The organism is Pseudobutyrivibrio sp. OR37 (assembly GCF_900113655.1).
Taxonomy (GTDB): Bacteria; Bacillota; Clostridia; order Lachnospirales; family Lachnospiraceae; genus Pseudobutyrivibrio.
Genome location: NZ_FOQF01000040.1, coordinates 1 through 22,264, shown reverse-complemented (window position 1 = coordinate 22,264; position 22,264 = coordinate 1). Strand labels below are relative to the sequence as shown.

Here is a 22,264-nt window from a genome sequence, read left to right as displayed (position 1 = left end):
TACAGACGTTATCAGTGTTTTGCTGTCATGACGTTGTACTGTATATTTGCCATTTCGCCAGCCATCATTTTCAATTTTGGAATTTATCTCACTTAAGAGTAAGCCAAGAAATGAAGCTGCAAAAGATTCAGTTGATGTCTTTACTGAAGTCTCCAAGGAATAAAAATCCTTTGGATTATTAAAAAAGTTCTCCTCTGCTGAATTTAACTCTTCTACGAGAGTGTTTAATAGTGTTACAATTGACATGAGAGTAACAGCTCCTTTCGTTTTTTGTTTTGTGGTGAAACTATTATAACAAAAGGTTGTTACTCTCATTTTTATTTTTCTTTATTCAACTGACAAAATCTTTACTCTATTGTAGTATAGAGATTACATATGATACAAAATTCTTTTGGCATAGGAATTCCTATATTCAGTAGGTGTAAAGCCTGTGGTTTTTTTGAAGGTTCTGGAAAAATTGTGTACATCGGAAAAACCAACTGATGAGGCTATTTCAGTAATGCTGCGGTCGCTATCGGTTAAATAAAAAGCAGCTATGTCTACTTTTTGTGAGATTATAAATTTCTTTAAGGATAAACCTAAAACTTCACTAAACACCCTGGAAAGATATTTAGGACTGTATCCAAAATAATCAGCAATATCATTAATTGTGAAATTGGTGGAGATGTTTCTTTTTACATAATCTACGATGTCAGAATATATTTGCTTATTATTTAATAGGTTTTCCTTTTTTGGAGTTTCTGTCTCTATTTGTCCATATAACTCTGTAACAATAGCGGTAAGTGAGGAGCTTAAAGTGAGAGCAGGATAACTGTCTCTATCTAAATCCTGAAGTCTTTTCATCTGGATGATTAATCTTTCCAATCGAGGCACCTGGGCGGTTTGAGGAATTAAAAAACAATTAGCTCTTTGAAAGGAAGGCGCTTCCCCAGTTGATATTAGTGACGGGAAGGAATGCAAATCCATGGTGAAATGAATCCAATAAAAAGAGCAGTAAGATTTTTTGATACCCTCTCTATTAAAGTTGCTAGGTGGAAGAAATAGGTATTCACCCTTTTCCACTTTAAAATCCTGGTTCATATATCTTAAATAAAGGGTTCCCTCAGTAACAACAATGAATTCATAATCAAATTGCAATGGCATACATTCATGTTTCCAATCGTCTGATAGAGCTTCGAATTTTCCGCTACGAAGATAATTAAATATTTGATTACCAGGAAAAACAATGAGTTTTTCAACTTTTTTTCTATTCATTTATAATAAAACCCCCTAGAATAATATGCCATAATGACACCTTTTGTGGATATCTGACACATAAAATGTATAAAATGACACATCAAGCATTGTACATAAAGAATAATATCATGTTTTTCAAGCAAATTAAACATATGTAAATTTGACACCTAATATCGGTTTCCTTACATTTAGTTGGATTCATAATAATGGTACACTTTTCTCAATCTCAAATGCACAGGGATATTAAGCTGGTTTCCATTGGGCAGATACTTCTGTTAAACAAGATTAAGAAAGACGAGGATAAGTAATAATGAATAAAACTTTGAAACCTATAAGTCTGGCAGCTTGCAAGGTGACTGATAGTTACTATGATGAAGCTTTTCATTTGCAGGTAAAGAATATGCTAGCACTAGATCCTGACAGACTTTTAGCAGGATTTAGGGAGACAGCTGGAATAATAGTTGGTATGGATGAAAAAGGCCGTAAAACATTTATGAATGGAAAGGAACGTTATACCGGAGGCTGGGAAAATGGTCTTATAGGTGGCCATACTTTAGGTCATTACGTAAAAGCGTTAGCTCAGGCCGAGGCTAATCCAGGCTTAGATACAAAGGAGCTAAAGGCAGTAAAAGAAAGACTTGATTACATGATAAATGCACTAGAAGAGTGTCAGAATAAAACTTTAGGTACTGCTTATGAAGGATATTTATTTGGTGCAACTCTCCCTACTAAGGAGTACATAGATAACCCTGCGTTACAGTTTGATTATGTTGAAAAAGGCATGTCAGATCCTTTCAAGCAGGCATGGGTGCCTTGGTATACAATGCACAAAATTCTTAGCGGTTTAAATGCTGCATATCTTTATGCTAAAAATGAAAAGGCGTTGCAGGTAGCAAATAAACTGGGAGTTTGGATTGCAAACAGATGTGAAGGCTGGACTGAGGAGCAGCATAAAAATGTACTTTCTATTGAATATGGCGGAATGAATGACTGCCTTTACGAGTTATACGAAATTAATAGAAGCATTGCAGATAATGGCGTGGCATATAGTGATTTTGAAAGATTTAAAAACGCTGCACATTCATTTGACGAGATAGCTCTTTTCAAGAAGATTACTGCAGGCGGAACTGATATACTAAACGATACTCATGCCAATACTACAATCCCCAAATTTATTGGTGCATTAGCTAGATATGAGGTTGATAACTCAGCTTCAAATTATCTTAAATATGCTTCAGATTTCTTTGATATGGTAACCAGTAAGCACACATATATCACTGGCGGAAATAGTGAGAATGAGCATTTTGGTAGAGATAATATATTGAATGCTGAAAGAACAAATACAAATAATGAAACCTGTAACACATATAATATGATAAGGCTGGCACGAAGACTTTTTGCTGTAACTGGAGATAAGAAATATTTGGATTACAGTGAGCAGACATTGATAAATGCAATAATGGCATCCCAGAATCATACAACTGGCTTCACTACATACTTTCAGCCAATGGGTACAGGCTTTCAGAAGGTGTTTAACACATTAGATGGTAACTTCTGGTGCTGTACAGGAACAGGCTACGAGAACTTTACAAAGCTTCAGGATGGAATTTATTTCGAAGGTGATGATAAGCTCATAGTAGCAATGTATCTGTCTTCAGAATATAAGGCAGATGGCTATACATTAATTCAGGAGTGCGACTTCACTAAATCTGATGAAGTGAAGATAAGAGTAGATGTTAAGGAGGCTTCATCAAAGGTTGATTTGTATCTACGTATTCCTCACTGGATTCAGGGAAAGCCAGAAGTTAAGGTGGGCAATTCAGTTGTGGAGCCTAAGGAAGAAAATGGTTTCTATGTAATATCTAAGGAGCTAATTGGAAATGATGGAGATATAACGATCAGATGGCCAATGGGTATAACTTGCCATAACCTGGTTGACGGAAAGGACACCTATGCATTCTGCTATGGACCTTACGTACTTTCAGCCAAGCTTGGAACAAAGCATATCAAGATAAAACCACATGGTATTGACGTTGTTGTGGCAGCTGAAAAATGTGTAGATTCAGATGATGTTGTTATCACTGCTGAAGCAACAGTTGATGCTTTCATGAAAAACATCAGCAAGTATCTTGTAAAGCAGGAGGGTAGCATGGATTTTGAGTTAACAGGTACAAACAAAAAGCTGATTTTCACTACCCACTACAATCAATATAAGGAAAGCTACGGTATCTATTGGAATTATGCGGTATAAGAAAAGAGAGATTGATTATTGGCTAAATTGGATGTATGTAGTAAACTATTAAATTGCGACACTTGAATATGGGAAGCATAGTAAGAAGTAATGATTCATCATATTTGCCGAAGCTATAGGGATTTAAGGAGGCTTTACTAGTAATGCAATACACCCAACTAACTTTATTTGATTATGAAAACTCTCAAGTAGAGAATAATCATGAAAAATGGGCTGACGGAACTATCGTTAAAAATATTTGTAACAACAAAGAATACACTGTTAAAAATGATGAGGGAAACATCATAGAGGTATTTGATAAAGATAAAGGTTACCTAATTATGGCAAGATCTGATTTAGAATATCTTGAAGAAAAAAATATGACAGGAGTTTTATTTGGCTAGTGACTTTGAGGGCAGATTAATCTGCCCTCATTTTATTAATTACAACAATTCATCTGGTCCAAAATATTTAAAGCCAAGCATAGTTAAATCATCAAATTGAGGTGCAGCTCCTACAAATGCATCAACAGATTTCTTTACATTTTCAAGAAGATTATCTGGGGCGGCATCAGGATTTGAATTTAATGCCTGCAACATTCTATCGTTGTCGAACAATACATTATCAGCGTTTGTAGCCTCTGGAACTCCATCAGTATAAACAAACAAAGTATCACCGGGAAGTAGCACAAAATCATGTTCCTTGAAAGTCAACCCTTCTAAAGTTGCAACAGCAGGGGAATGACGATATTTGATTAATTCAAATTTACCATCCTTGTGACGAAGGGCAGGATGCTCGTGTCCTGCATTGGCTGCTTTACCTTTTCCAGTAGAAATTTCAATTATTGCTAACCATACAGTAACAAATAATTCTCCTTCATTCCCTACACAAAGCTTATCGTTTATCTTTGTTAGAATATCGCTAGGAGAATCTACGCCTCTGGTGGCTTGATCTTTAATCAAGGTTTTGGCAATAACCATAAACAGTGCTGCAGGTACACCTTTTCCAGATACATCAGCAATAACAAGGGCTAAATGGTCATCATCTATATAGAAAAAGTCATAAAAATCACCACCAACTTCCTTTGCAGGGGTCATCATTGCAAAGATATCAAACTCTTTTCGTACATTATATTCATCAAAATTACGAGGCAGCATACTGGTTTGAATCTGGGTTGCGGCTTGAAGTTCACCCACCATCCGCTGTTCTTTTGCGGTAATATCTTTTAAATTATCGATATATTCCTGCAATGAATCCGCCATTATATTGAAGGACTTGGCAAGACTTCCGATTTCATCATCTGTGGAAATGGATGTACGTCTATCAAAATTACCACCACTAATTGAGCGCACATCATTTTCCAATTCAATAATAGGATTGGAAATACGGTTGGAAATACGACCGGCGCTAAAGGTTACCAGTAAAAGGATGATTGCAGATAATAAAAGCAAGCCCTGGATGACAGTAACAATACCTTTTTCAACACTGCCAACTACATTTTTGGTATTTGAATCGATGTTGGCCTGAATCTTCTGGGCTGGGGCAATAACCTCTGAAACAGGACTAAGGATACATAGAATCCAGCCAGTGGAATCGATGGAAGCAAAGGCGATATATTTGGCGTTTTCGCCGGTACCAGAGGTCACAATCCCATTCTTTTTGGCAAGAATTACGTGTGCAACATCACGAAGGGCCTTATCCTTATTTGCATCAAAAATGGAGCCTGTATTTTCCAAATTCGAATCAATTCCATAGCCTGAAATATAAGCGCCATCTACATCAATAAGCATTGCATAATTAGGGATTACAACACCATCATTTACCATGGAATCATTTAAATCCTGCATCAAAATATCTATGGCTACACAGCCTGCAAACTTGCCATTCTTATCATAGAATGGAGCGGAGCAGGTTATGGTAAGTCCTCGACCATAGCCATCCAGATATGTGTCTGTAAATACTGGGTGCTTTGATTTTTTTCCTAATGTATACCATTCACTATCAAAATAATTGTAATAAACCTCACCATCTGTTTCGTTAGAAGAATAGATGTCGTAGCTGATTAAAAGACCTGTTTCAGTGCCCATATATACAGTGGCGGCGTTTGGATTTGTCTTTATTATAGAAGCGAAAATGCTTTCCATGTTTCCGTAGACCAGGTCTTCCCTATTATTTTTGTTGTAGACAACGGATTCATCAGCAAGAACTCGCTGCATGCACCAATTACCGTAATTATCGTTATTCGGTGGAAGCACTGGTTTTTCAGGGAAATTTTCTGGGGATGATATAAGTACGTGTGCATAATCGGCAGCATATTCAATGGAATCAGCGTAAGAAGACAGCTTCTGTTCAGCAAGAGTAGATTTATCTTCAACCTGACCAGATATATTTTCTTCCAACTGAGAAAGCATAGAGGTTGCACTTAGCTTTGCTGCGTGTTCACCTAACTCCACTGAACCATCCACAGCAGCGATACGAATAAAGTGAATGGCAGACATGGAAATAACTGCTTGAATAACAATTATGGCAAGGGCGAAAGAGAGGGTATTAACTATAATCTTCTTGGAAATCGAGGTTTTGGTTCCGGAACCGCTTATTTGCATATCCTCGTAACCAAATTTTTTCATGAATTCCTCATCTATCATCAAGGCAGCGATGATAAAAAGAATGCACCCTGCCACCTGAAAACCAGTAGCGGGGGTATATTTTATGCCAAAAATTCGGGATAGAAATGGATTTGTTATAAGGGTGATGATAATCTCTGAAGAGAAAATCAGTGAAGCCTTTAAAGGCGCAACATGCTTTTGGCAGGAAATCTGAATGATGCTATACAAGGCTCTGATAGCAATTCCGATGAAGATTGCGCTAATCCAAAATGATTTATTAATAGGAAGATTCATGGATTTGCCAGAAATCATACATTCCACAAACCATCCAATGACTGCTAAAACTGCAGAGAAAAACATCTGAGTAAAGGATAGCTGGACGCCATCCTCTTTTTCACCAAGTATAGAAACGCTAACCACGTATGCAGCAAAAAATAAATCGGCAATGATAAGATAAACAACTGCTTCGGAAGAAAATAGCGCTTCAGTATCGGCTCCAAACATCAGCAAAAGAGCTATACCAGCAACCACTGATGCTACAGTTGAAAAGAAATTTACACGTCTTTTTAGCAAAAGAAGAAGAGGTGTAACAAAGATAAAATAAAGACTCATTAAGCTAGAAATAATGACAGCTTCCAGCTTATGGGAGCCGAGCAGTACAAAGAAGTTACAGCCTGTTAATTCAATTGCAAAAATAAAACCATTGCGAATAGTGGTTTTATTTATGGAACGGATTTTTTTTAACTGGGTAACCCCAACAATCACTAGACCGATTGCATTGGTGATGCATAAAAAGGCAAAGGTAGGAACACTATCAGGTACATTCTTCAAGAAAATGAACTGGATAGCAGTTAGAAACGTAATGAATAATAATCCAAGTGTAGCAAGAGATTGAGTTCTTTTTTCCATACTAGATTTCCTTTACTACATATTTTTTGATTAGATAGGAGGGGCCATAGCTTAGCTTTGATTCTCTAAGGCCTTTTAATCCTAAATCTTCTTCGGTATTCAAAAATTGATTATCACTAAGGCAGAGCTTTGCAATTTCCTGGGTTAGAACCTTATATACATAGCGGACGCTCCTGTCACCTTTTTGGATAATTCCGTCAAAGCAGGAATCACTGATAGGTGTTCCATAGGTAAAGCCCTTGACCTGTCCATCAAGGCGGATAATGACACCTGATAAATGAAGCTCATCAAAATGAGCAAGTTGGTTTGCTATCATCTTTTTTTCAAGCTCTAAAGCCTGGCTTGTATCAGGTTCCGAAATAGCCTGTACCCAGGCAGCTTCAAAGGTAATGATTTCTTCAAAATCGCTTTTAGTAATTTGTGCTACCCTTGCTCTTTCTCCATAAAGCTTACCGAATTTACGTATTCGGCGACGATATTCAGAAAACTTGGAGCCTGAAAACTGGGACATAATCTCAGTGGAATAAACATATTCAGCCAAATCACGACGCTCGGTAATATTGAAGCGATTAGGAAATATAGAATTCAAAATATTCATGCTGTCTTCTGTCAGCGTGAAGAATAAAACCTTTTTACCATAAGAAGACGCATCCTCTAGAATCCTTGAAAAACCAGCCTTTTTATTAGCACCTATTGGAGCAAGATAAACTCGATAGGTGTCGTCGCACAGCTTGCTTCTTAAGATATACAGCAGATCGTTTTCAATACAAAAGGAATCTCCGTATTTTTCAAAGGTGCTGTACATTGAAACAGGCGAATGCTGGCAGGAGTTTTCTCCATACATTTTTGTATAGGAAGAAATGCGGTCAATATCTTCAAGCTCGACAGCTTTAAATTCTAAATTTTTCCCTGTATTCACAAGATAAAACCTCCGGTAAAATCCTATATTTAAGCTATTTTATTTTAAATTTCAACTATGTTAAATCCGTGAAAAAAGCCGCCATTAAATATGAAGTTTCAATGACTAAAAGGATTCTTATGACAAGATACTATTAACATAATCACTGTGACATAAATGTGACAAATTCTTTGGTAAACTGTCTTCGTAAAAACGGAGTATGAATAGTCATAAATTTTAAAAAGAATGGTCATAACTTTTTCACAATCTATTGGTAGACTAGTCATCGAATTCGTTCTTCGAAAAGAAGAAACAACGGGGAGGAAGTAAACGAGACATGAAAGTACAAGACTTAAGGGCATTACAATTATTATTAAGGAATGAAATGGATTTCGATTCGATTTGTAAATGTTTTCCAGGTTATCAAAAGACAGGAGATAATAGCAATTATAATGATTACGGATTAATCAATTCGGAAAACGTTGTCTTAAATAAAGCAAATTGTTCATAATGTGATTGCCGACAGGCTCCCGGATGGCGGGAGCTTTTTAATTGTAAAAAGTATAGTCACAAAGAAATAACAGATAGTTCATAATTATTCGAAGATTGGCATTTCTACTTATGCTACCATAAGTAGGGATGCTATTTTTTATGGAGTAAAGCCTATGAAGAAAAACAAGCTAATTACTGGTTCAAATGAAGTTGAAAATAAAAATGTATTAGACAAAATTATTTCGTGGACAATACTTGTGCTTCTTTCTTGCGCATTCTTTTATATAGTATCAAAACACGGTGGTAATTACTTTGCCACAGCAGATGAAGAAGTTGTAGCCGGGTTTTATTTAGTACCATGTCTTTTGATTGCAGGATTATACGGATACTATATTTCCGCTATAGTTTTTATGATTGCATTTGGCACATCTCTTTATTTTCAAATGGATGACGCCTACACCATGATAATTTATATGGCGGCCATGACGTGCTTTTCATTAACCGGGCAGTATTATTGGTTTAAAACAAAGTTTTTAACTTTTTTAACATGCACAATAACATTAACGTCAATTACAGTAAATGAGTTTTTTTGTTTCGCAGTTTTAGACAAACTAAGCTTCGGAAGCTTATCATTGTCGGATGTAAACCTTTATACTTATAAAGAGGTTATAGCTATTTATGGAACAGGTCTGTTCCTTTATGTTTACTTCAACCATTTTCCTGACAGATTAAAATCCTTATTCCCTATTTCTTATGTGTATACAGAGACCTATAGAAACGATTATGACCTTCAGCATAAGCATAGAAAAACTAAAATCAGCGTAAAAATAACAACTGTTATTATTATAATAGAATTAATAATGGGACTAAGTGTAGCCCTATTTATGATGGTTTTATTCCCAGATATTAAGCATTTCTTTATTCAGCGTCATGAAACATCAAGGGATATTATGCAAACTGAAAAAGAGATTGATACAGATTTCGAAAAACAGTTAGAAAAAATCGATTTCATGATTGATGGTCCGATGATAGCATTTGACCTAAAAATGGTTTTACTTCTGCTATGTATGGGTGTGCCAATTGCTGCCATAAGTAATTTCTTTACAAAGATGTATATATGCACACCAATTGGATTGATGTCTTCATTCATGGAAAAATATGCCACATCATCCGATGATAATAAAATTTTATACGGTCATAAAGTTGATGATATTCAAGTTAACACTAAAGATGAAATCCAAGTAATGTATAACGCACTCAATGATATGGTGTATGAAATGGAGGCTTTCATACAACGACAGGAGGAAAAGGCTCAGATAGAAGCTGATCTAGAGATTGCAAAGAAATCTAACGAAGCTAAATCTAATTTCCTATCAAATATGTCCCATGAAATTAGAACTCCAATCAATGCAATCCTTGGAATGAACGAAATGATTCTTCGAGAATCAACCGACAAGCAAGTGACGGAATATGCAGCAAATGTTAAATCTGCCGGGAATTCTCTTCTTAGCCTTGTGAATGATATCTTAGATTTTTCAAAGATTGAAGCAGGTAAGATGGAAATTTTACCAGTTCAATATAATCTAGGCTCATTACTTAATGATTTGATAAACATGGTTTCGGCGAAAGCCCAGGAAAAAGGCCTTGACCTGGAAATTGAAGTTGATAAAAACATGCCGGCAAATCTTATTGGTGATGAAATCAGACTAAAGCAGGTTGTAACTAACATTCTTACAAACTCCGTAAAATATACGGAGCAGGGTAGGGTTATTTTATCTGTTTATTATGAGAACTACAACGATAAAAATATCATTCTTCATTTCGAGATTTCAGATACCGGAATTGGTATAAAAGAGGAGGATTTACAGCGTCTCTATTCACCTTTTGAACGTATAGAAGAAATCAGAAATAGAACCATTGAAGGCACTGGTCTTGGCATGAGCATTGTTAAAAAGCTACTAGCAATGATGGATTCAAAGCTAGAGGTAGAAAGCAAATACGGACTTGGTTCAATTTTCTCTTTTGGCCTTAAACAGCAGGTGGTTTCATGGGAGCCTATTGGTGATTTCAAGGAGAAATACAGAGAGTATATTGATAGCGTTGAAGCATATCATGAATCCTTCCAGGCACCTCAGGCAGAGATTCTTGTAGTTGATGATACGCAGATGAATCTTACAGTAATAAAGAGTCTTTTGAAGCAAACCAAAATTCAAATAACTACTGCAGAAAGTGGTAAGGAAACTTTAGGTTTAGTGTCAAAAAAGCATTTTGATGTTATCTTCCTGGATCATCGAATGCCTGAAATGGATGGTATCGAGACCTTTGAGGCAATGAAGGTGATGCCTGACAATCTTAATAAAGATGTTCCAGTTATAGCTTTGACTGCAAATGCAATATCAGGCGCAAGGGAAGAATATATGAAGCATGGTTTTTCAGATTATATTTCAAAACCCGTAAATGGCCTTCAGTTGGAGAAAATGCTTTTACATTATATTCCTGTTGAAAAGATTCTTTCTGTATCAATTATGAATGGACAAGATGATTACAAATCAGAGTTTTCATCGCCTGTGCCAGAAGATAGTAGGTTAATTAATCTTAAAGAGGTAGATGTACAGGCCGGAATAAATAATTGCGGAGATATTGAAACCTACGAACAAGTAGTGACAGATTTTTATAATTCCATAGATAGAAATTCAGATGCCATTGAGAGCTATTTAAATGAAAAGGATGTGAGAAACTACACAGTTTTGGTACATGCACTTAAGAGCTCCGCACGACTGATTGGTGCGCTAGAGCTTTCCGAAATGGCCGCTCATTTGGAGGATATGGGAAATATTGGAAATTGCGCTGAGATATCTAAGTTAACCCCAACACTTTTAGAAAGGTATCGTAGTTATAAAGAAAATCTTTCCGATATCGTTGTTGAAGAAGATACAAATCTTCCGGAAATACCTGAGGAGCAGCTAGAGAGTGCTTTCAAGGATATGAAGGAATTGATAGAGGCCTACGATTTTGATACGGCAGATTCTATCATGCTTATGTTGAAGGATTATACTATTCCTTCCAATTGTAAAAACAAATATAATAAAGTTAAAGAATTAATGTCTGCTGTAGACAGAGATGGTTTACTGGAAATCTTATAATAAACACTGTATTTAGGCAAAGAGGTAGTCCATGGATAAAAAAATTGTTCTTGTAGGGGATAATAAAAGCTTTATGGTGAATTCCATCATAAAGGAGCTCAATGAACGTGGCTTCGAGGTTATTCAAACTGATGCCACTGTTGATGCTCTAAAGAATATCGAAGAAAAAACATCAATTTTTCTTTTATATATTGATGAGATGGATGACATGCGGGATGTTCTGGTTTATCTAAATGATAAGACCGTGGAAGGAGAGATATCCCTTTCTGTAATAGGTTCAAAGGATGATATGGATACCCTAGAGGAAATTATTCCAGGCAGAAGGTATGCGGCTTCATTTATACGACCAATTAATGTAAAAGAGCTCGCCACCAAAATGGAGCAAGTCCTTAAGGACGAGGATATTAGACAGCAAAAGAAGCATATACTTGTGGTTGACGATGATGGCACAATGCTAAGAACTATAAAAAGCTGGCTGGATGAGGATTACCATGTGTTCATGGTAAACTCGGGGATGGCAGCTATTACTTTCCTTGCTACAAATAAAGTGGATTTAATTCTTTTGGATTACGAAATGCCGATTACATCAGGCCCTCAGGTCCTTGAGATGTTACGTTCAGAAGAAAAGACTGCAAAAATACCAGTAATTTTCCTGACCAACAAGCGTGATAAGGAATCTGTTATGAACGTAATTGACCTAAAGCCAGAGGGATATCTGCTAAAAACCAGAGGGAAATTTGCTCTGCTAAATCAGCTGAGCGAGTTTTTTGAAAAGGAAAAGGCCAAGGATTATTAAGGCTTATGTACACTAGCGGGTTTATGGCTAGTTATACAACATATAGTATCTTTTGAGGTTCTCGCACCATATATTGACGTGTATTAAAAACACTGTTATATTATCTTATGGACAAATTGGGTGCACTAATTTGACCGGTTTGACATAAGAGGTGACACAATGAGAATTATTAAAAGAAATGGTAGTGAAATGCCATTTGATAGTACTAAGATTTATTCTGCTATATCTCGCGCTAATAATCAGGTTGATGAAACCTTGAGAATTAGTGAAGAGGAAATCAAGCAGATTACAACACAGGTTTCAGAGTATTGCGAAAGGCTTGATAGAACCCCTGGAGTGGAAGAGGTTCAGGACAGAGTAGAACACGATTTAATGGCGCATGGCTCCTACGAATTAGCTCGTTGCTATATAACATATCGTTATAAGAGAGCTCTGGTGCGTCAGACTAATACCACTGATGACAAAATACTTAGCCTTATTGAATGCGAGAATGAAGAGGCTAAACAGGAGAATTCAAACAAGAATCCAGTAATTAATTCAACTCAAAGAGATTATATGGCTGGGGAGGTATCAAAGGATTTATCTACACGTTTGTTACTTCCAGCAGATATTATAGAGGCCCATCGTGAGGGCATAATCCATTTTCACGATATGGATTATTACGCGCAGCACATGCACAATTGCGATTTAGTTAATCTTGAAGATATGCTGCAAAACGGAACAGTTATAACAGGAACACTTATTGAAAAACCACATAGTTTTTCTACAGCGTGCAATATAGCCACACAAATTATTGCTCAGGTTGCATCAAATCAGTATGGTGGACAATCAATTTCTTTAGCACATCTTGCTCCTTTTGTTCAGGTTAGTCGTGATAAATTTACCAAAGAGCTTGATTCAGAATTAGCTGCTTGCGGTGTATCAATCGATGAAGAGACTAAAAAGAAAATTGTAGAACAACGGGTAAAAGAGGACATCAATCGTGGTGTTCAGATTATTCAATACCAGGTTGTTACTTTGATGACTACAAATGGTCAGGCACCATTTGTTACTGTTTTCATGTATTTGAATGAGGCAAAAAATGAATCAGAAAAGAAGGATTTGGCATTAGTAATTGAGGAAGTCCTGCGTCAGCGCTACAAGGGCGTAAAGAATGAGCAAGGAATTTACATTACACCAGCCTTTCCAAAACTTATCTATGTTTTGGAGGATGATAATATTCATGATAACGACCCATACTACTATTTAACAGAGCTTGCTGCCAAGTGCACAGCAAAGAGAATGGTACCTGATTATATATCAGAAAAAATCATGAAGGAGCTTAAGGGTGATGTATTTACCTGTATGGGCTGCCGTAGCTTTCTGACACCAGATAGATTCACAGAAAATGGAATTGGAAATGTCGCAAACGCGGGCAATTACAATCCAAAGGAGCATAAGTACTACGGTAGATTTAACCAGGGGGTGGTTACAGTAAATATGGTAGATATCGGTTTATCTGCTCACGGAGATATGGAGGCCTTCTGGAAGATTTTCGATGAAAGAATGGAGCTTTGCCACAGAGCACTGCGTTGCAGACATGAAAGATTGCTTGGTACACCTTCAGATGTGGCACCTATACTTTGGCAATATGGTGCACTTGCTAGATTGAAAAAGGGCGAGGTAATCGACAAGCTGCTATTTAATGGATACAGCACCATCAGCTTAGGTTATGCAGGTCTTTGGGAATGTGTCCTTGCCTTAAATGGTAAGAAGCTTACAGAACCTGATGGCGAAAAGCTTGGGCTTGAGATAATGAGCAAATTAAATGAGTATACCAACAAATGGAAGGAAGCAGAAAACATAGATTATTCTATCTATGGCACTCCACTTGAAAGTACTACATATAAATTTGCCAAGTGCTTACAGAAGCGATTTGGAATTATCGAAGGAATCACTGATAAGGGATATATTACAAATTCTTATCATATTCATGTTACAGAGCCTATTAATGCATTTGACAAGATATCAATAGAAAGTCGTTTTCAGGCTCTTTCACCAGGCGGAGCCATTAGTTACGTAGAGGTTCCTAACATGAACCAGAATATCGAAGCAGTAATGCAGGTAATAAAGTACATTTATGAAACAATTCTTTATGCTGAACTGAACACCAAAAGTGATTACTGCCAGATTTGCGGCTGGGATGGTGAAATCGAAATAAAGGAAGACGGAAATAAGTTAGTCTGGGAATGTCCAAGCTGCGGTAATCGCGATCAGAACAAAATGAATGTTGCACGTCGTACCTGCGGGTATATTGGAACACAGTTCTGGAATCAGGGACGAACTCAGGAAATAAAAGAAAGAGTTTTACATTTATAAGATATGTATTTTGGAGCTATTAAAAATTGCGATATTGCAAACGGGACTGGAGTGAGAGTCAGTCTGTTTGTTTCAGGATGTAGAAACCATTGTGCAGGTTGCTTTCAGCCTGAAACATGGGATTTTAAATATGGTAAGCCTTTTACAGAAGAAACTGTTCAATATATATTGGATTTGTTAGAGCCGGATTACATAAATGGATTAACTGTTTTAGGTGGAGATCCATTTGAGCCAGAAAATCAACGGGCGCTGTTACCTTTTTTAGAGCAGGTAAGAGAGCAATATCCCCAGAAAGATATTTGGATGTACACAGGCTACACTTTGGAAAAGTTAACTACACCAGGGGAAAGAGTCTGCATAGAGGAAACCCAGCAAATCCTTGAAATAATAGATATATTGGTGGATGGACCATTTATCCAGGACAAGAAAAATATTCGCCTTAAATTTAGAGGCTCCGAAAATCAGCGTATAATAGAGTTAAAAGATAAATTCGACTTGACTATTTTGAAAAAGAGGACTATAACATAGTCGAACACGAGAAAATACGAAACGCCAATTGAATATCGACATTCCGCAAATTTCCCTGCTCAAATATTTGTATTTAGGAGGAAGAGACAAATGGATACTTACAAGGTACAAAGACGTGACATGGAAAAGAAAGCAAAGAGGTTGAGAAGAGAAGGCTACGTAACAGGTAACCTGTTCGGTAAAGAAATCGAACGATCAATCCCACTCCAGTTTGAGGTTAAAGAGGCTGAAGCTCTTAGAAAGAGCAAACATACTCAGATGACTCTTGATTTGGAAGGAAAGAAGTACAATGTGTTACTTAAGGAACTACACTATGATGCAGCTAAGCATCAGATTGTAGAGATGGATTTCCAAGAGCTTGTAAAGGGCGAGGTAATCCATGCAACAGCAGAGGTTGTTCTTGAGAACAAAGAAGCTGTTACAGAGGGTGTTTTAGAGCAGTTATTATCTGAGGTCGCATATAAGGCAAAGGCTGAAGATGTAGTTGAGAAAATTGAAATAGACTGCAGCACACTTAGACTTGGTGATACAATCACCGTTGCAGATCTTGCTATTTCAAAGAACAAGAAGGTTGAAGTAACCACACGTGCCGACCAGGTAGTTGTTGAGGTTATTGCTGCAAAGAATACAGTTGCTGATGCTGATGAGGAAGAAGATTCTACTCAGGCAGCTTCATAAATTTGAGTTTATTTGGGAGTCTCCAGATGGAGGCTCCTTTTTTTATTTACACATTTTCAACATAGAAATTTTATACACTATGAATAAATAACTGTAGAAGAGAGGTGGCGCAGATGAAGGCATTTTTTAAGAAAATACATACAGAAAGTTTTAGATGGTATGATGAAATACTAATAGTATTGATGCTTGCCGCTGCCATGATGATTATTTGCGGGCAAATAATAGGAGCTTTGGTTATAGCTCCTTTTAATCAAATGATTGAGAAGGATAGCACTGGTTATTGGGAAATGTTCTCTATGTATTTCGGCTTCATAGGTACATGGGTAGTTTTTATGATTGCCTTCCTAATTGTAAAAAAAGACAGACCAATACTTAAGGCTTTTTGGACTGCCCCAAGAGGAAATAATATCAAAAATATGGGAATTGGTTTTTTGATAGGATGTGGTCTTAATATAATATGTGCTATTGCAGCAATACTAAATAGAGATATTTCGCTGCAATATGATTCTTTTCATTTGTTTAAGCTACTGCTTTTGCTAGTTGCTGTTTTTATACAGTCTTCTGCTGAAGAATTGGTTTGTAGAGGATTTATATTTCAGCGATTAAGAAGAGGATATCGCAATCCGTTAGTTGCAATTATCGGGAATGCGTTGCTGTTCACTTCGATGCATCTTTTTAATCCAGGAGCTAGTGTCATTCCGATGATGTCGGTATTGGTAGCAGGTTTATTATTCTCATTAATGGTTTATTACATGGACAGTATATGGTGTGCCATGGCTGCACATACAGCTTGGAATTACACACAAAATGTGATACTTGGACTCCCAAATAGTGGATTGGTTTCTCCAGTTTCAGTTTTTAAATTGGATGCTGCATCAGCCAAAAGCAGCTTTGCATATAACGTTGAATTTGGTTTAGAGGGATCTATTTTGGCGATAATTGTTATGACTATTACAGGGCTTGCGATTATCATCATATATAGAAAAAAGAAACTTTTACCATTCAACCCATGGACTGAAGTGTAGTTGAAAGGAGAAAAATCAATGGATAAAAAAATTAGAAATCATTCAATTTGCGAGAAAAAGCCATTATTAGCCATTGTGCTGGCAATGATTATTCCAACGTTGGCTGCAGGTCTAGGTTCATTAATAGGTGGGCAGATTTCAGAGGAAGCAGGAAATATTGGAATGTGCATCGTGGCAATCATAATGATGTTTGTTTTTAAAGCTTGGTTTACTCCATATTTTAAAGGCTTTTTTAAGCCTGAAAATTCTGCAAAAAATATTTTTATATTAATGCTACCTTTTATACTTTTTATCGTATATACGTTATGTGAACCATTGATTTTGAAGAGAGGATTTTATTTCGCGCCTTCTTTTAAAGCGATTACAATGGGGCTTTCAGCTGGATTTGGGGAAGAGTTAATGTTCAGATTATTCACTCTGGCAATTGTTATGAAATATGTAAAAAAAGAAAAACGAATTCTTTCAGTGATTTTATTAGCTGTATTCTTCGGCTTGGCACACATGGGAAATCTTAAAGAGGAAGCGGATTTGGCCATGACCGTGGTGCAGATATTCCACTCGACATTTATGGGATTATTGTTTAGTGCATTGTACTTAAAAACAGGTAGTGCAATATTCCCAATATTTGCCCATGGTTTTTACGATTATATTTGTTTTGTAACAGATCCATCGGTTTCTTCGGATGGCATAATTACACAGCAGTACTCGACAGCAGCGATGGTGCTTTCAGTAGTATCAGCTGTGATGGTTGGAACAGTGACATTTTGCATGTTTATTAATAATGATCTTTCAACAGCCAATAAGATATGGGCTAAGAAATGGAATGTGGAGCAAGTGGAAGAGTAAGTGATAGGGTAATTTTATGGATTCTACATTATATAATCCCAAAAACCAAGGAATACAGATTCGGCTTAGACGCTACCGAGATAGCCTGGCAATAAGCGGTGGAATGGTAATTGTCATGTCTATATGGGATATCATCAAACTTTTTATTGGATTTTTCCTAGGGGAAGACACAATAGAGGAGCTTGTTGAAGTAGTCATAAATGATAGCGGTAGCCCGATTATCGGCGATGAATATGAGAGTGTAGTGAGAATTGTGCTGTGGGTAACAATATTGCTAATACTTTTATTTTTCAGTGCTGTTATTTTTTTGTACCATCTTTACATTGGTTTAAATGCTTATAGAGTGGGCAGGCAGACGGCAAAAAAACGCAAACGGCTTTATATTGTGCTTACCTTTCTGAGCACAATATTTGCAGGCTTATTAATAATGTCAAATCTTTTAATCCTCATTAATGCAACGGATGCTAGTGGCAATGTTGATTTTGCCTTTTTAATAATGGAGGTTACCGCTTTTATTAACTACATTTTCATTTTGTATTCAGTATATAAAATCAGAATACTTGAAAAAGCAGAGGGGGGAATGGCATGACGATATGGCAGAAAGTAAAAAACGTGTTGTTGGCTGTTTCCATGATTGCAATAGGCGTAGCCATGATATTCTACGGGGAAAAAGCGTACTTTGTTATAATCGCACTGTTTTCAATTGCATTAGAGATTATGGGACTTAGGAAGCTTATTTTCTATTTTAGTATGGCTCGTCACATGGTAGGGGGACGGAATATTCTGTTTCGTGGAATCCTGTTCTTTGATTTTGGAATATTTACTGGTTCTCTTGTGTGGGTACCAAAGGGATATATTCTGGTTTATTTGGCTGGAACACTTGCATTTTCAGGTGTAGTAAATATTATTGGTGCAAGTGAAGCAAAACGAATTGAAAGCTCATGGAAGTTTAAGACCTTTCAGGGAGTTGTTAAGATTTTATTTGCTATTATCTGCTTGATTTTCATGCGTAGTGAAGTGAGAGTAGTAGACATTTGTGCAATAGGCTTTATTTTATCGGCGGTCATGAGTATAGCTAATACATTCCGCCGTCAGCAGGTTATTACCATCGATTAAACAGGAGAAAAAGATGCAGGAAGATTTTCATTATTATGCAACCTACTGTGCCGCATTATTGGCAGGATATGAACATAGTGATTGTCTTGAGATTTGTTATGCCGCCCAGCTAGTGGACCACTGTTCTGTGACTTGGCTGAAAAAATCTGGTGGCCCTTCCAGTGCGGCTACCACTCAGCTGCAGGCAGAGCTTTTGCAAGCTAGGACTGACCCAATCGGTCTTTGCGATATAACTAGAATTTGGTCGGCTTTTCATTTTTTGCCTAGGGATTTGTATGCAGCTGTGGATAAGGGGTGGAAGAGCTACAGAGACAAATATCGCCTGATATGTGGCCCGAATGGAGAACTGCTAGTAGATACAGTGAAGCTTGCAAAGGGCCAGGGAACAGAAGCAGCAGGTATCGCTATGCATGTGCTTGCAGATACTTGGGCGCACACATATTTTGCGGGGACACCTTCCCTTGTGATTAACAATACAAATTGGTATTTTTATGAATTGTTTCCTGTTGATGACGCAGAACCTGAGCGAAAACAGATTGTCTTTTCTCATAATCCATCTGCATCAGAGGATGTGGATAAGCCGGTATATGTTGGCAGTGTTTATCAGTCAAATGAGCATTCTATCATGAACCTTGGACATGGACGTGCAGGGCATCTTCCAGATTACAGTTACATCAGATATGTTTATCTGCCTGCATGGGGCGGTTACAAGGAGATTATCAAGGACAATCCTCATGATTATGAGCATGCCTTTGCGCAGATGGTCTATGCCCTCAGTTACCTTAAGGGAGATATAGATGTGTTTGAAAAAGAGACTTATGCTTTTGATAAAATCCAGCCACATCGAGAAAAAATTCGTGGTATAATTGCAAAAAGGCAGGTTGATGCATCTGCTGACTGGAAGGCTTTTGGGGAAAGCCTATCAGGGAAAGCGATTCCGGATTTTGATATGGATAAGTATATTCATGAGTATTTGCAAAGTCAGGATAAATCAGATACATATCTGGGACGATTTTTTAACGGGGCGCTTTCGCAAAAAAAGATGGTGACAAAAAAAATAATGGAATCAGGAAATAGATTGGCGGGGATTTGAGAAAGGAAAATAATTTATGAAAAAGAAAATTGTGACACTAGTTTTGGTGGTGGCTTGCATGTTAATGGCTTGTGGTAAGACCGTAAAAAACGATGATACCGCGCTTGCTGCTGTAAAATCTTATTGCTACGAAAATTATCCTGATATCAAGGAAGCCGAAAGTATGGTTTACTGGAATATTGAATCAAGTGATGACAAGCAGATAGTTGTTCTTTTTAGATCTTACACGGGAGCATTAGTTCGCTTCTATATTGATTCAGCTTCAGGGGATACCTACATAACTGAATATGTAGATGGTATAACTCCAGAGGAAGAAGAAACAGGAGAGACCTTCAACATAAAAGAATATATGTAAAAAGTGCAATTGTTGATGCATCAGGCATTCAAAGAAGTAATATAGTTTTCGAACTGGAAGAAGATTCATTCTATGAGGACAAAGAGTTTTTAAAATCAAAGCTAAATCAGCTTCGCGAGCTAGGATTTAAGGTTTGGCTGGATAATTATGGAAGCAGCTACTCTTCGATAGATGTTCTGCCATTGGATTTGAAAATCGAAATGATGCAGAGTACTATGATGCGCTGGACAAGGTAAATCTTTATGACATGTCTTCTTATATAGAAGAGGATATAAATCTAAAAGGCTATTTTGACTGCCTTCCAATGGTTGTTTTGTTGGGATACATTGATAATCAGGCAGAGCTACAGCATCTGGAAGAATTGGAAAGAATAAAACATGAACGTAAGGCCTATGCCCGTTTGGCAGCTCTTACGGGAGATTATATCTGCATGTATTCAATCAATCCAGAGACAAATGCTTTTACCGAGTACGATTCGGCAGAGAAATATTCACGTCTGCATATAGTAAAGCAGGGGAATGACTTCTTTAAACAGCCTTTTAAAGACGGAGCTGAGTTGATTTATGCTGGCGACCGTGAAATGTTTAAGTCACTTTTCTGCAAGGCAGAAGTGATGAAACAGATAGCTCAAAAGGGCATTTATATTTTGGAATATAGGGCAATGATAGAAGACCGTACGCATTATGTAAGATTAAAGGTAGCAATGGTATCTGAATTTGCGATAGCACTGTTCGATATTAATAATTTGAAGTATGTAAATGACACTTACGGACACAAGGCAGGTGATGAGATGTACAAAAATAAAAAGCAGTTAAAAAATAAAAAATAATAATTGGGTGTTAATAAGCATTAGTGGAAATCTAACAAATTATGAAATTTATCTACAAAGCATTTTAGACTATATAATTTTTAAATATTTTTCTGAGCCCAAAGCTTTAGAGATTTGATAGCTAGCTCCATTTTTTCCAGTCCATCGTTGAAAGCTTTGAAATCATTTTTTTCGTCTTCTGATATTTTTCCATCAGCGGCAATGCTAATCATTCGGTCTTTTTGAGCTGTGAGAGAATTGAGTGTATCAAGTAATTCTAAAGTGATAATTGGTAAATCTTTTGGACTGTTCATAGCTAATTCATACATTGGAACTGTGCTTTTGCCAATCGCACAGTGATGGGCGCAGTATTCTAAACAAAGCTCAGGCATGTTATAGACACCAGAAAGTGTAACTATATCTGATGGTGTAGGTTCCGTATCTCCTTTTTCTATATGTTCCAGTCTTTTCGTTGAAACGACATCATTTGTGAGGTTAGCAACATCGTCACGTGAAAGATGTTTTTCCTTTCGTATAGACATCAGTGTTGAGTAATCCATTTATAATACCTCCCAGATACGTTATGTTTACATTCTACCAAAACTTGGGAAATATTGAAATTGTATTACCAAAATAGAGGGTGTTGAGTCACAATAGCGGATTATATAATTAAGTCATAAATAAGGGAGGTGCAAGTAAGATGACACCAACTGAAAGAATAAGTGTTATTGAAATGCTAGAACTAATGGAAAAGCATAAAGATTTTGCAAAAAAATTAGGCCTAGTTGATAGCACCAAAATAGCAATTGATGAGCGAAAGCAGATAATAAGAGACTAACTATTAAAGAAAGTCAATAAAAATGTTTTAAAACAGAAATGTTTTGAATATAGCGGCGGTGACTATATCATCGCAATTAGTACTTTGAAAATTGCATGACAAATAGAGCATCAAGTAATGGTGCTCTGACAAGAAGATATGATATTGGAATGATTAGACGGCTTTTATGTATTGTTGCCCAGAGGTTTCGAGTTTATAAATGACTCGAACAAGCTTCTTTACAGCATGGGATATGGCAACATAATAATGCTTGCCTTCACTTCGTTTTTTAGCCAAGTAAGCTTTAAATGTTGGATCCCATAGACATAC

At 36.8% G+C, this 22,264-nt stretch carries 20 protein-coding genes and 2 pseudogenes; 16 read left to right on the top strand and 6 right to left on the bottom strand.

All coding sequences use genetic code 11. The features are described 5' to 3' along the window. A pseudogene (locus BM097_RS14465) lies at positions 1 to 246 on the bottom strand (ISLre2 family transposase); the annotation flags it as partial. A 123-nt stretch (positions 247 to 369) separates the two neighbouring features. Continuing rightward, positions 370 to 1,254 (bottom strand): AraC family transcriptional regulator, encoded by an 885-nt coding sequence (locus BM097_RS14460; RefSeq protein WP_090551837.1) that lies wholly within the window; start codon positions 1,252 to 1,254, stop codon positions 370 to 372. A gap of 292 nt (positions 1,255 to 1,546) precedes the next feature. On the opposite strand from BM097_RS14460, the gene BM097_RS14455 reads away from it, so the two are divergent. Both BM097_RS14455 and BM097_RS14450 read left to right on the top strand, forming a co-directional pair. Continuing rightward, on the top strand, positions 1,547 to 3,487 hold the full coding sequence (locus tag BM097_RS14455) for a beta-L-arabinofuranosidase domain-containing protein (protein WP_090551833.1): 1,941 nt from the start codon (positions 1,547 to 1,549) through the stop codon (positions 3,485 to 3,487). A gap of 143 nt (positions 3,488 to 3,630) precedes the next feature. Next, positions 3,631 to 3,870, top strand: a complete 240-nt coding sequence (locus tag BM097_RS14450; protein WP_090551829.1) for a hypothetical protein — start codon at positions 3,631 to 3,633, stop codon at positions 3,868 to 3,870. A 39-nt stretch (positions 3,871 to 3,909) separates the two neighbouring features. Here BM097_RS14450 and BM097_RS14445 read toward each other — a convergent pair whose 3' ends face one another. Together BM097_RS14445 and BM097_RS14440 are read right to left on the bottom strand one after the other, a co-directional pair. Further along, entirely contained in the window at positions 3,910 to 6,981 is a 3,072-nt protein-coding gene (locus BM097_RS14445; protein ID WP_090551826.1) for a SpoIIE family protein phosphatase, read from the bottom strand. A gap of 1 nt (position 6,982) precedes the next feature. Beyond that, on the bottom strand, positions 6,983 to 7,900 hold the full coding sequence (locus tag BM097_RS14440; RefSeq protein ID WP_090551822.1) for a DUF2156 domain-containing protein: 918 nt from the start codon (positions 7,898 to 7,900) through the stop codon (positions 6,983 to 6,985). 644 nt (positions 7,901 to 8,544) lie between these two features. On the opposite strand from BM097_RS14440, the gene BM097_RS14435 reads away from it, so the two are divergent. The 13 genes from BM097_RS14435 to BM097_RS14375 all read left to right on the top strand — a co-directional run bounded on the left by BM097_RS14435 (position 8,545) and on the right by BM097_RS14375 (position 21,138). Then, positions 8,545 to 11,514, top strand: coding sequence for a response regulator (locus tag BM097_RS14435; protein ID WP_090551819.1), 2,970 nt, complete (start codon positions 8,545 to 8,547; stop codon positions 11,512 to 11,514). A gap of 31 nt (positions 11,515 to 11,545) precedes the next feature. Further along, entirely contained in the window at positions 11,546 to 12,310 is a 765-nt protein-coding gene (locus BM097_RS14430; RefSeq protein WP_090551814.1) for a response regulator, read from the top strand. Positions 12,311 to 12,469: 159 nt separating this feature from the next. Then, the gene (gene nrdD / locus BM097_RS14425) at positions 12,470 to 14,668 is read left to right on the top strand and encodes an anaerobic ribonucleoside-triphosphate reductase (protein ID WP_090551810.1); all 2,199 of its coding nucleotides are present in this window, start codon (positions 12,470 to 12,472) and stop codon (positions 14,666 to 14,668) included. Positions 14,669 to 14,671: 3 nt separating this feature from the next. Continuing rightward, positions 14,672 to 15,196, top strand: coding sequence for an anaerobic ribonucleoside-triphosphate reductase activating protein (gene nrdG, locus BM097_RS14420; RefSeq protein ID WP_090551806.1), 525 nt, complete (start codon positions 14,672 to 14,674; stop codon positions 15,194 to 15,196). A gap of 90 nt (positions 15,197 to 15,286) precedes the next feature. Continuing rightward, positions 15,287 to 15,874, top strand: coding sequence for a 50S ribosomal protein L25 (locus tag BM097_RS14415; RefSeq protein WP_090551803.1), 588 nt, complete (start codon positions 15,287 to 15,289; stop codon positions 15,872 to 15,874). 113 nt (positions 15,875 to 15,987) lie between these two features. Then, positions 15,988 to 16,899 (top strand): CPBP family intramembrane glutamic endopeptidase, encoded by a 912-nt coding sequence (locus tag BM097_RS14410; RefSeq protein ID WP_242944728.1) that lies wholly within the window; start codon positions 15,988 to 15,990, stop codon positions 16,897 to 16,899. Between the two features lie 18 nt (positions 16,900 to 16,917). Continuing rightward, complete coding sequence (locus BM097_RS14405; protein ID WP_090551799.1) at positions 16,918 to 17,745, top strand: CPBP family intramembrane glutamic endopeptidase; 828 nt, start codon at positions 16,918 to 16,920, stop codon at positions 17,743 to 17,745. Between the two features lie 16 nt (positions 17,746 to 17,761). After that, on the top strand, positions 17,762 to 18,334 hold the full coding sequence (locus BM097_RS14400) for a hypothetical protein (protein ID WP_090551795.1): 573 nt from the start codon (positions 17,762 to 17,764) through the stop codon (positions 18,332 to 18,334). After that, entirely contained in the window at positions 18,331 to 18,861 is a 531-nt protein-coding gene (locus tag BM097_RS14395) for a DUF308 domain-containing protein (RefSeq protein WP_090551791.1), read from the top strand. The genes BM097_RS14400 and BM097_RS14395 overlap by 4 nt, the downstream gene beginning before the upstream one ends. Positions 18,862 to 18,874: 13 nt before the next feature. Continuing rightward, entirely contained in the window at positions 18,875 to 19,954 is a 1,080-nt protein-coding gene (locus BM097_RS14390) for a DUF6765 family protein (protein WP_090551788.1), read from the top strand. Between the two features lie 16 nt (positions 19,955 to 19,970). Then, the gene (locus BM097_RS14385; protein WP_090551784.1) at positions 19,971 to 20,309 is read left to right on the top strand and encodes a hypothetical protein; all 339 of its coding nucleotides are present in this window, start codon (positions 19,971 to 19,973) and stop codon (positions 20,307 to 20,309) included. After that, positions 20,240 to 20,545, top strand: a complete 306-nt coding sequence (locus BM097_RS17070) for an EAL domain-containing protein (protein ID WP_090551842.1) — start codon at positions 20,240 to 20,242, stop codon at positions 20,543 to 20,545. Before BM097_RS14385 ends, BM097_RS17070 begins: the two co-directional genes overlap by 70 nt. Positions 20,546 to 20,556: 11 nt before the next feature. Then, positions 20,557 to 21,138, top strand: a complete 582-nt coding sequence (locus BM097_RS14375; protein WP_090551780.1) for a diguanylate cyclase domain-containing protein — start codon at positions 20,557 to 20,559, stop codon at positions 21,136 to 21,138. Positions 21,139 to 21,218: 80 nt separating this feature from the next. Here the strand turns inward: BM097_RS14375 and BM097_RS14370 are convergent, their stop codons facing one another. After that, on the bottom strand, positions 21,219 to 21,677 hold the full coding sequence (locus BM097_RS14370; protein WP_090551776.1) for a helix-turn-helix domain-containing protein: 459 nt from the start codon (positions 21,675 to 21,677) through the stop codon (positions 21,219 to 21,221). Between the two features lie 140 nt (positions 21,678 to 21,817). Here BM097_RS14370 and BM097_RS16435 point away from each other — a divergent pair, with 140 nt between their 5' ends. Beyond that, positions 21,818 to 21,955 carry a hypothetical protein gene (locus BM097_RS16435; RefSeq protein ID WP_177197481.1) on the top strand — a complete coding sequence of 46 codons (138 nt, stop codon included), beginning with the start codon at positions 21,818 to 21,820 and terminating at the stop codon, positions 21,953 to 21,955. A 153-nt stretch (positions 21,956 to 22,108) separates the two neighbouring features. Here the strand turns inward: BM097_RS16435 and BM097_RS16970 are convergent. Then, a pseudogene (locus BM097_RS16970) lies at positions 22,109 to 22,264 on the bottom strand (IS110 family transposase); the annotation flags it as partial.

Bases quoted from the DNA above. Each gene is read 5' to 3' on its own strand.
- BM097_RS14460 (WP_090551837.1), bottom strand. From the start codon at position 1,254: ATGAATAGAAAAAAAGTTGAAAAACTCATTGTTTTTCCTGGTAATCAA.
- BM097_RS14455 (WP_090551833.1), top strand. From the start codon at position 1,547: ATGAATAAAACTTTGAAACCTATAAGTCTGGCAGCTTGCAAGGTGACT.
- BM097_RS14450 (WP_090551829.1), top strand. From the start codon at position 3,631: ATGCAATACACCCAACTAACTTTATTTGATTATGAAAACTCTCAAGTA.
- BM097_RS14445 (WP_090551826.1), bottom strand. From the start codon at position 6,981: ATGGAAAAAAGAACTCAATCTCTTGCTACACTTGGATTATTATTCATT.
- BM097_RS14435 (WP_090551819.1), top strand. From the start codon at position 8,545: ATGAAGAAAAACAAGCTAATTACTGGTTCAAATGAAGTTGAAAATAAA.
- BM097_RS14430 (WP_090551814.1), top strand. From the start codon at position 11,546: ATGGATAAAAAAATTGTTCTTGTAGGGGATAATAAAAGCTTTATGGTG.
- nrdD (WP_090551810.1), top strand. From the start codon at position 12,470: ATGAGAATTATTAAAAGAAATGGTAGTGAAATGCCATTTGATAGTACT.
- nrdG (WP_090551806.1), top strand. From the start codon at position 14,672: ATGTATTTTGGAGCTATTAAAAATTGCGATATTGCAAACGGGACTGGA.
- BM097_RS14415 (WP_090551803.1), top strand. From the start codon at position 15,287: ATGGATACTTACAAGGTACAAAGACGTGACATGGAAAAGAAAGCAAAG.
- BM097_RS14410 (WP_242944728.1), top strand. From the start codon at position 15,988: ATGAAGGCATTTTTTAAGAAAATACATACAGAAAGTTTTAGATGGTAT.
- BM097_RS14405 (WP_090551799.1), top strand. From the start codon at position 16,918: ATGGATAAAAAAATTAGAAATCATTCAATTTGCGAGAAAAAGCCATTA.
- BM097_RS14400 (WP_090551795.1), top strand. From the start codon at position 17,762: ATGGATTCTACATTATATAATCCCAAAAACCAAGGAATACAGATTCGG.
- BM097_RS14395 (WP_090551791.1), top strand. From the start codon at position 18,331: ATGACGATATGGCAGAAAGTAAAAAACGTGTTGTTGGCTGTTTCCATG.
- BM097_RS14390 (WP_090551788.1), top strand. From the start codon at position 18,875: ATGCAGGAAGATTTTCATTATTATGCAACCTACTGTGCCGCATTATTG.
- BM097_RS14385 (WP_090551784.1), top strand. From the start codon at position 19,971: ATGAAAAAGAAAATTGTGACACTAGTTTTGGTGGTGGCTTGCATGTTA.
- BM097_RS14375 (WP_090551780.1), top strand. From the start codon at position 20,557: ATGTCTTCTTATATAGAAGAGGATATAAATCTAAAAGGCTATTTTGAC.
- BM097_RS14370 (WP_090551776.1), bottom strand. From the start codon at position 21,677: ATGGATTACTCAACACTGATGTCTATACGAAAGGAAAAACATCTTTCA.
- BM097_RS16435 (WP_177197481.1), top strand. From the start codon at position 21,818: ATGACACCAACTGAAAGAATAAGTGTTATTGAAATGCTAGAACTAATG.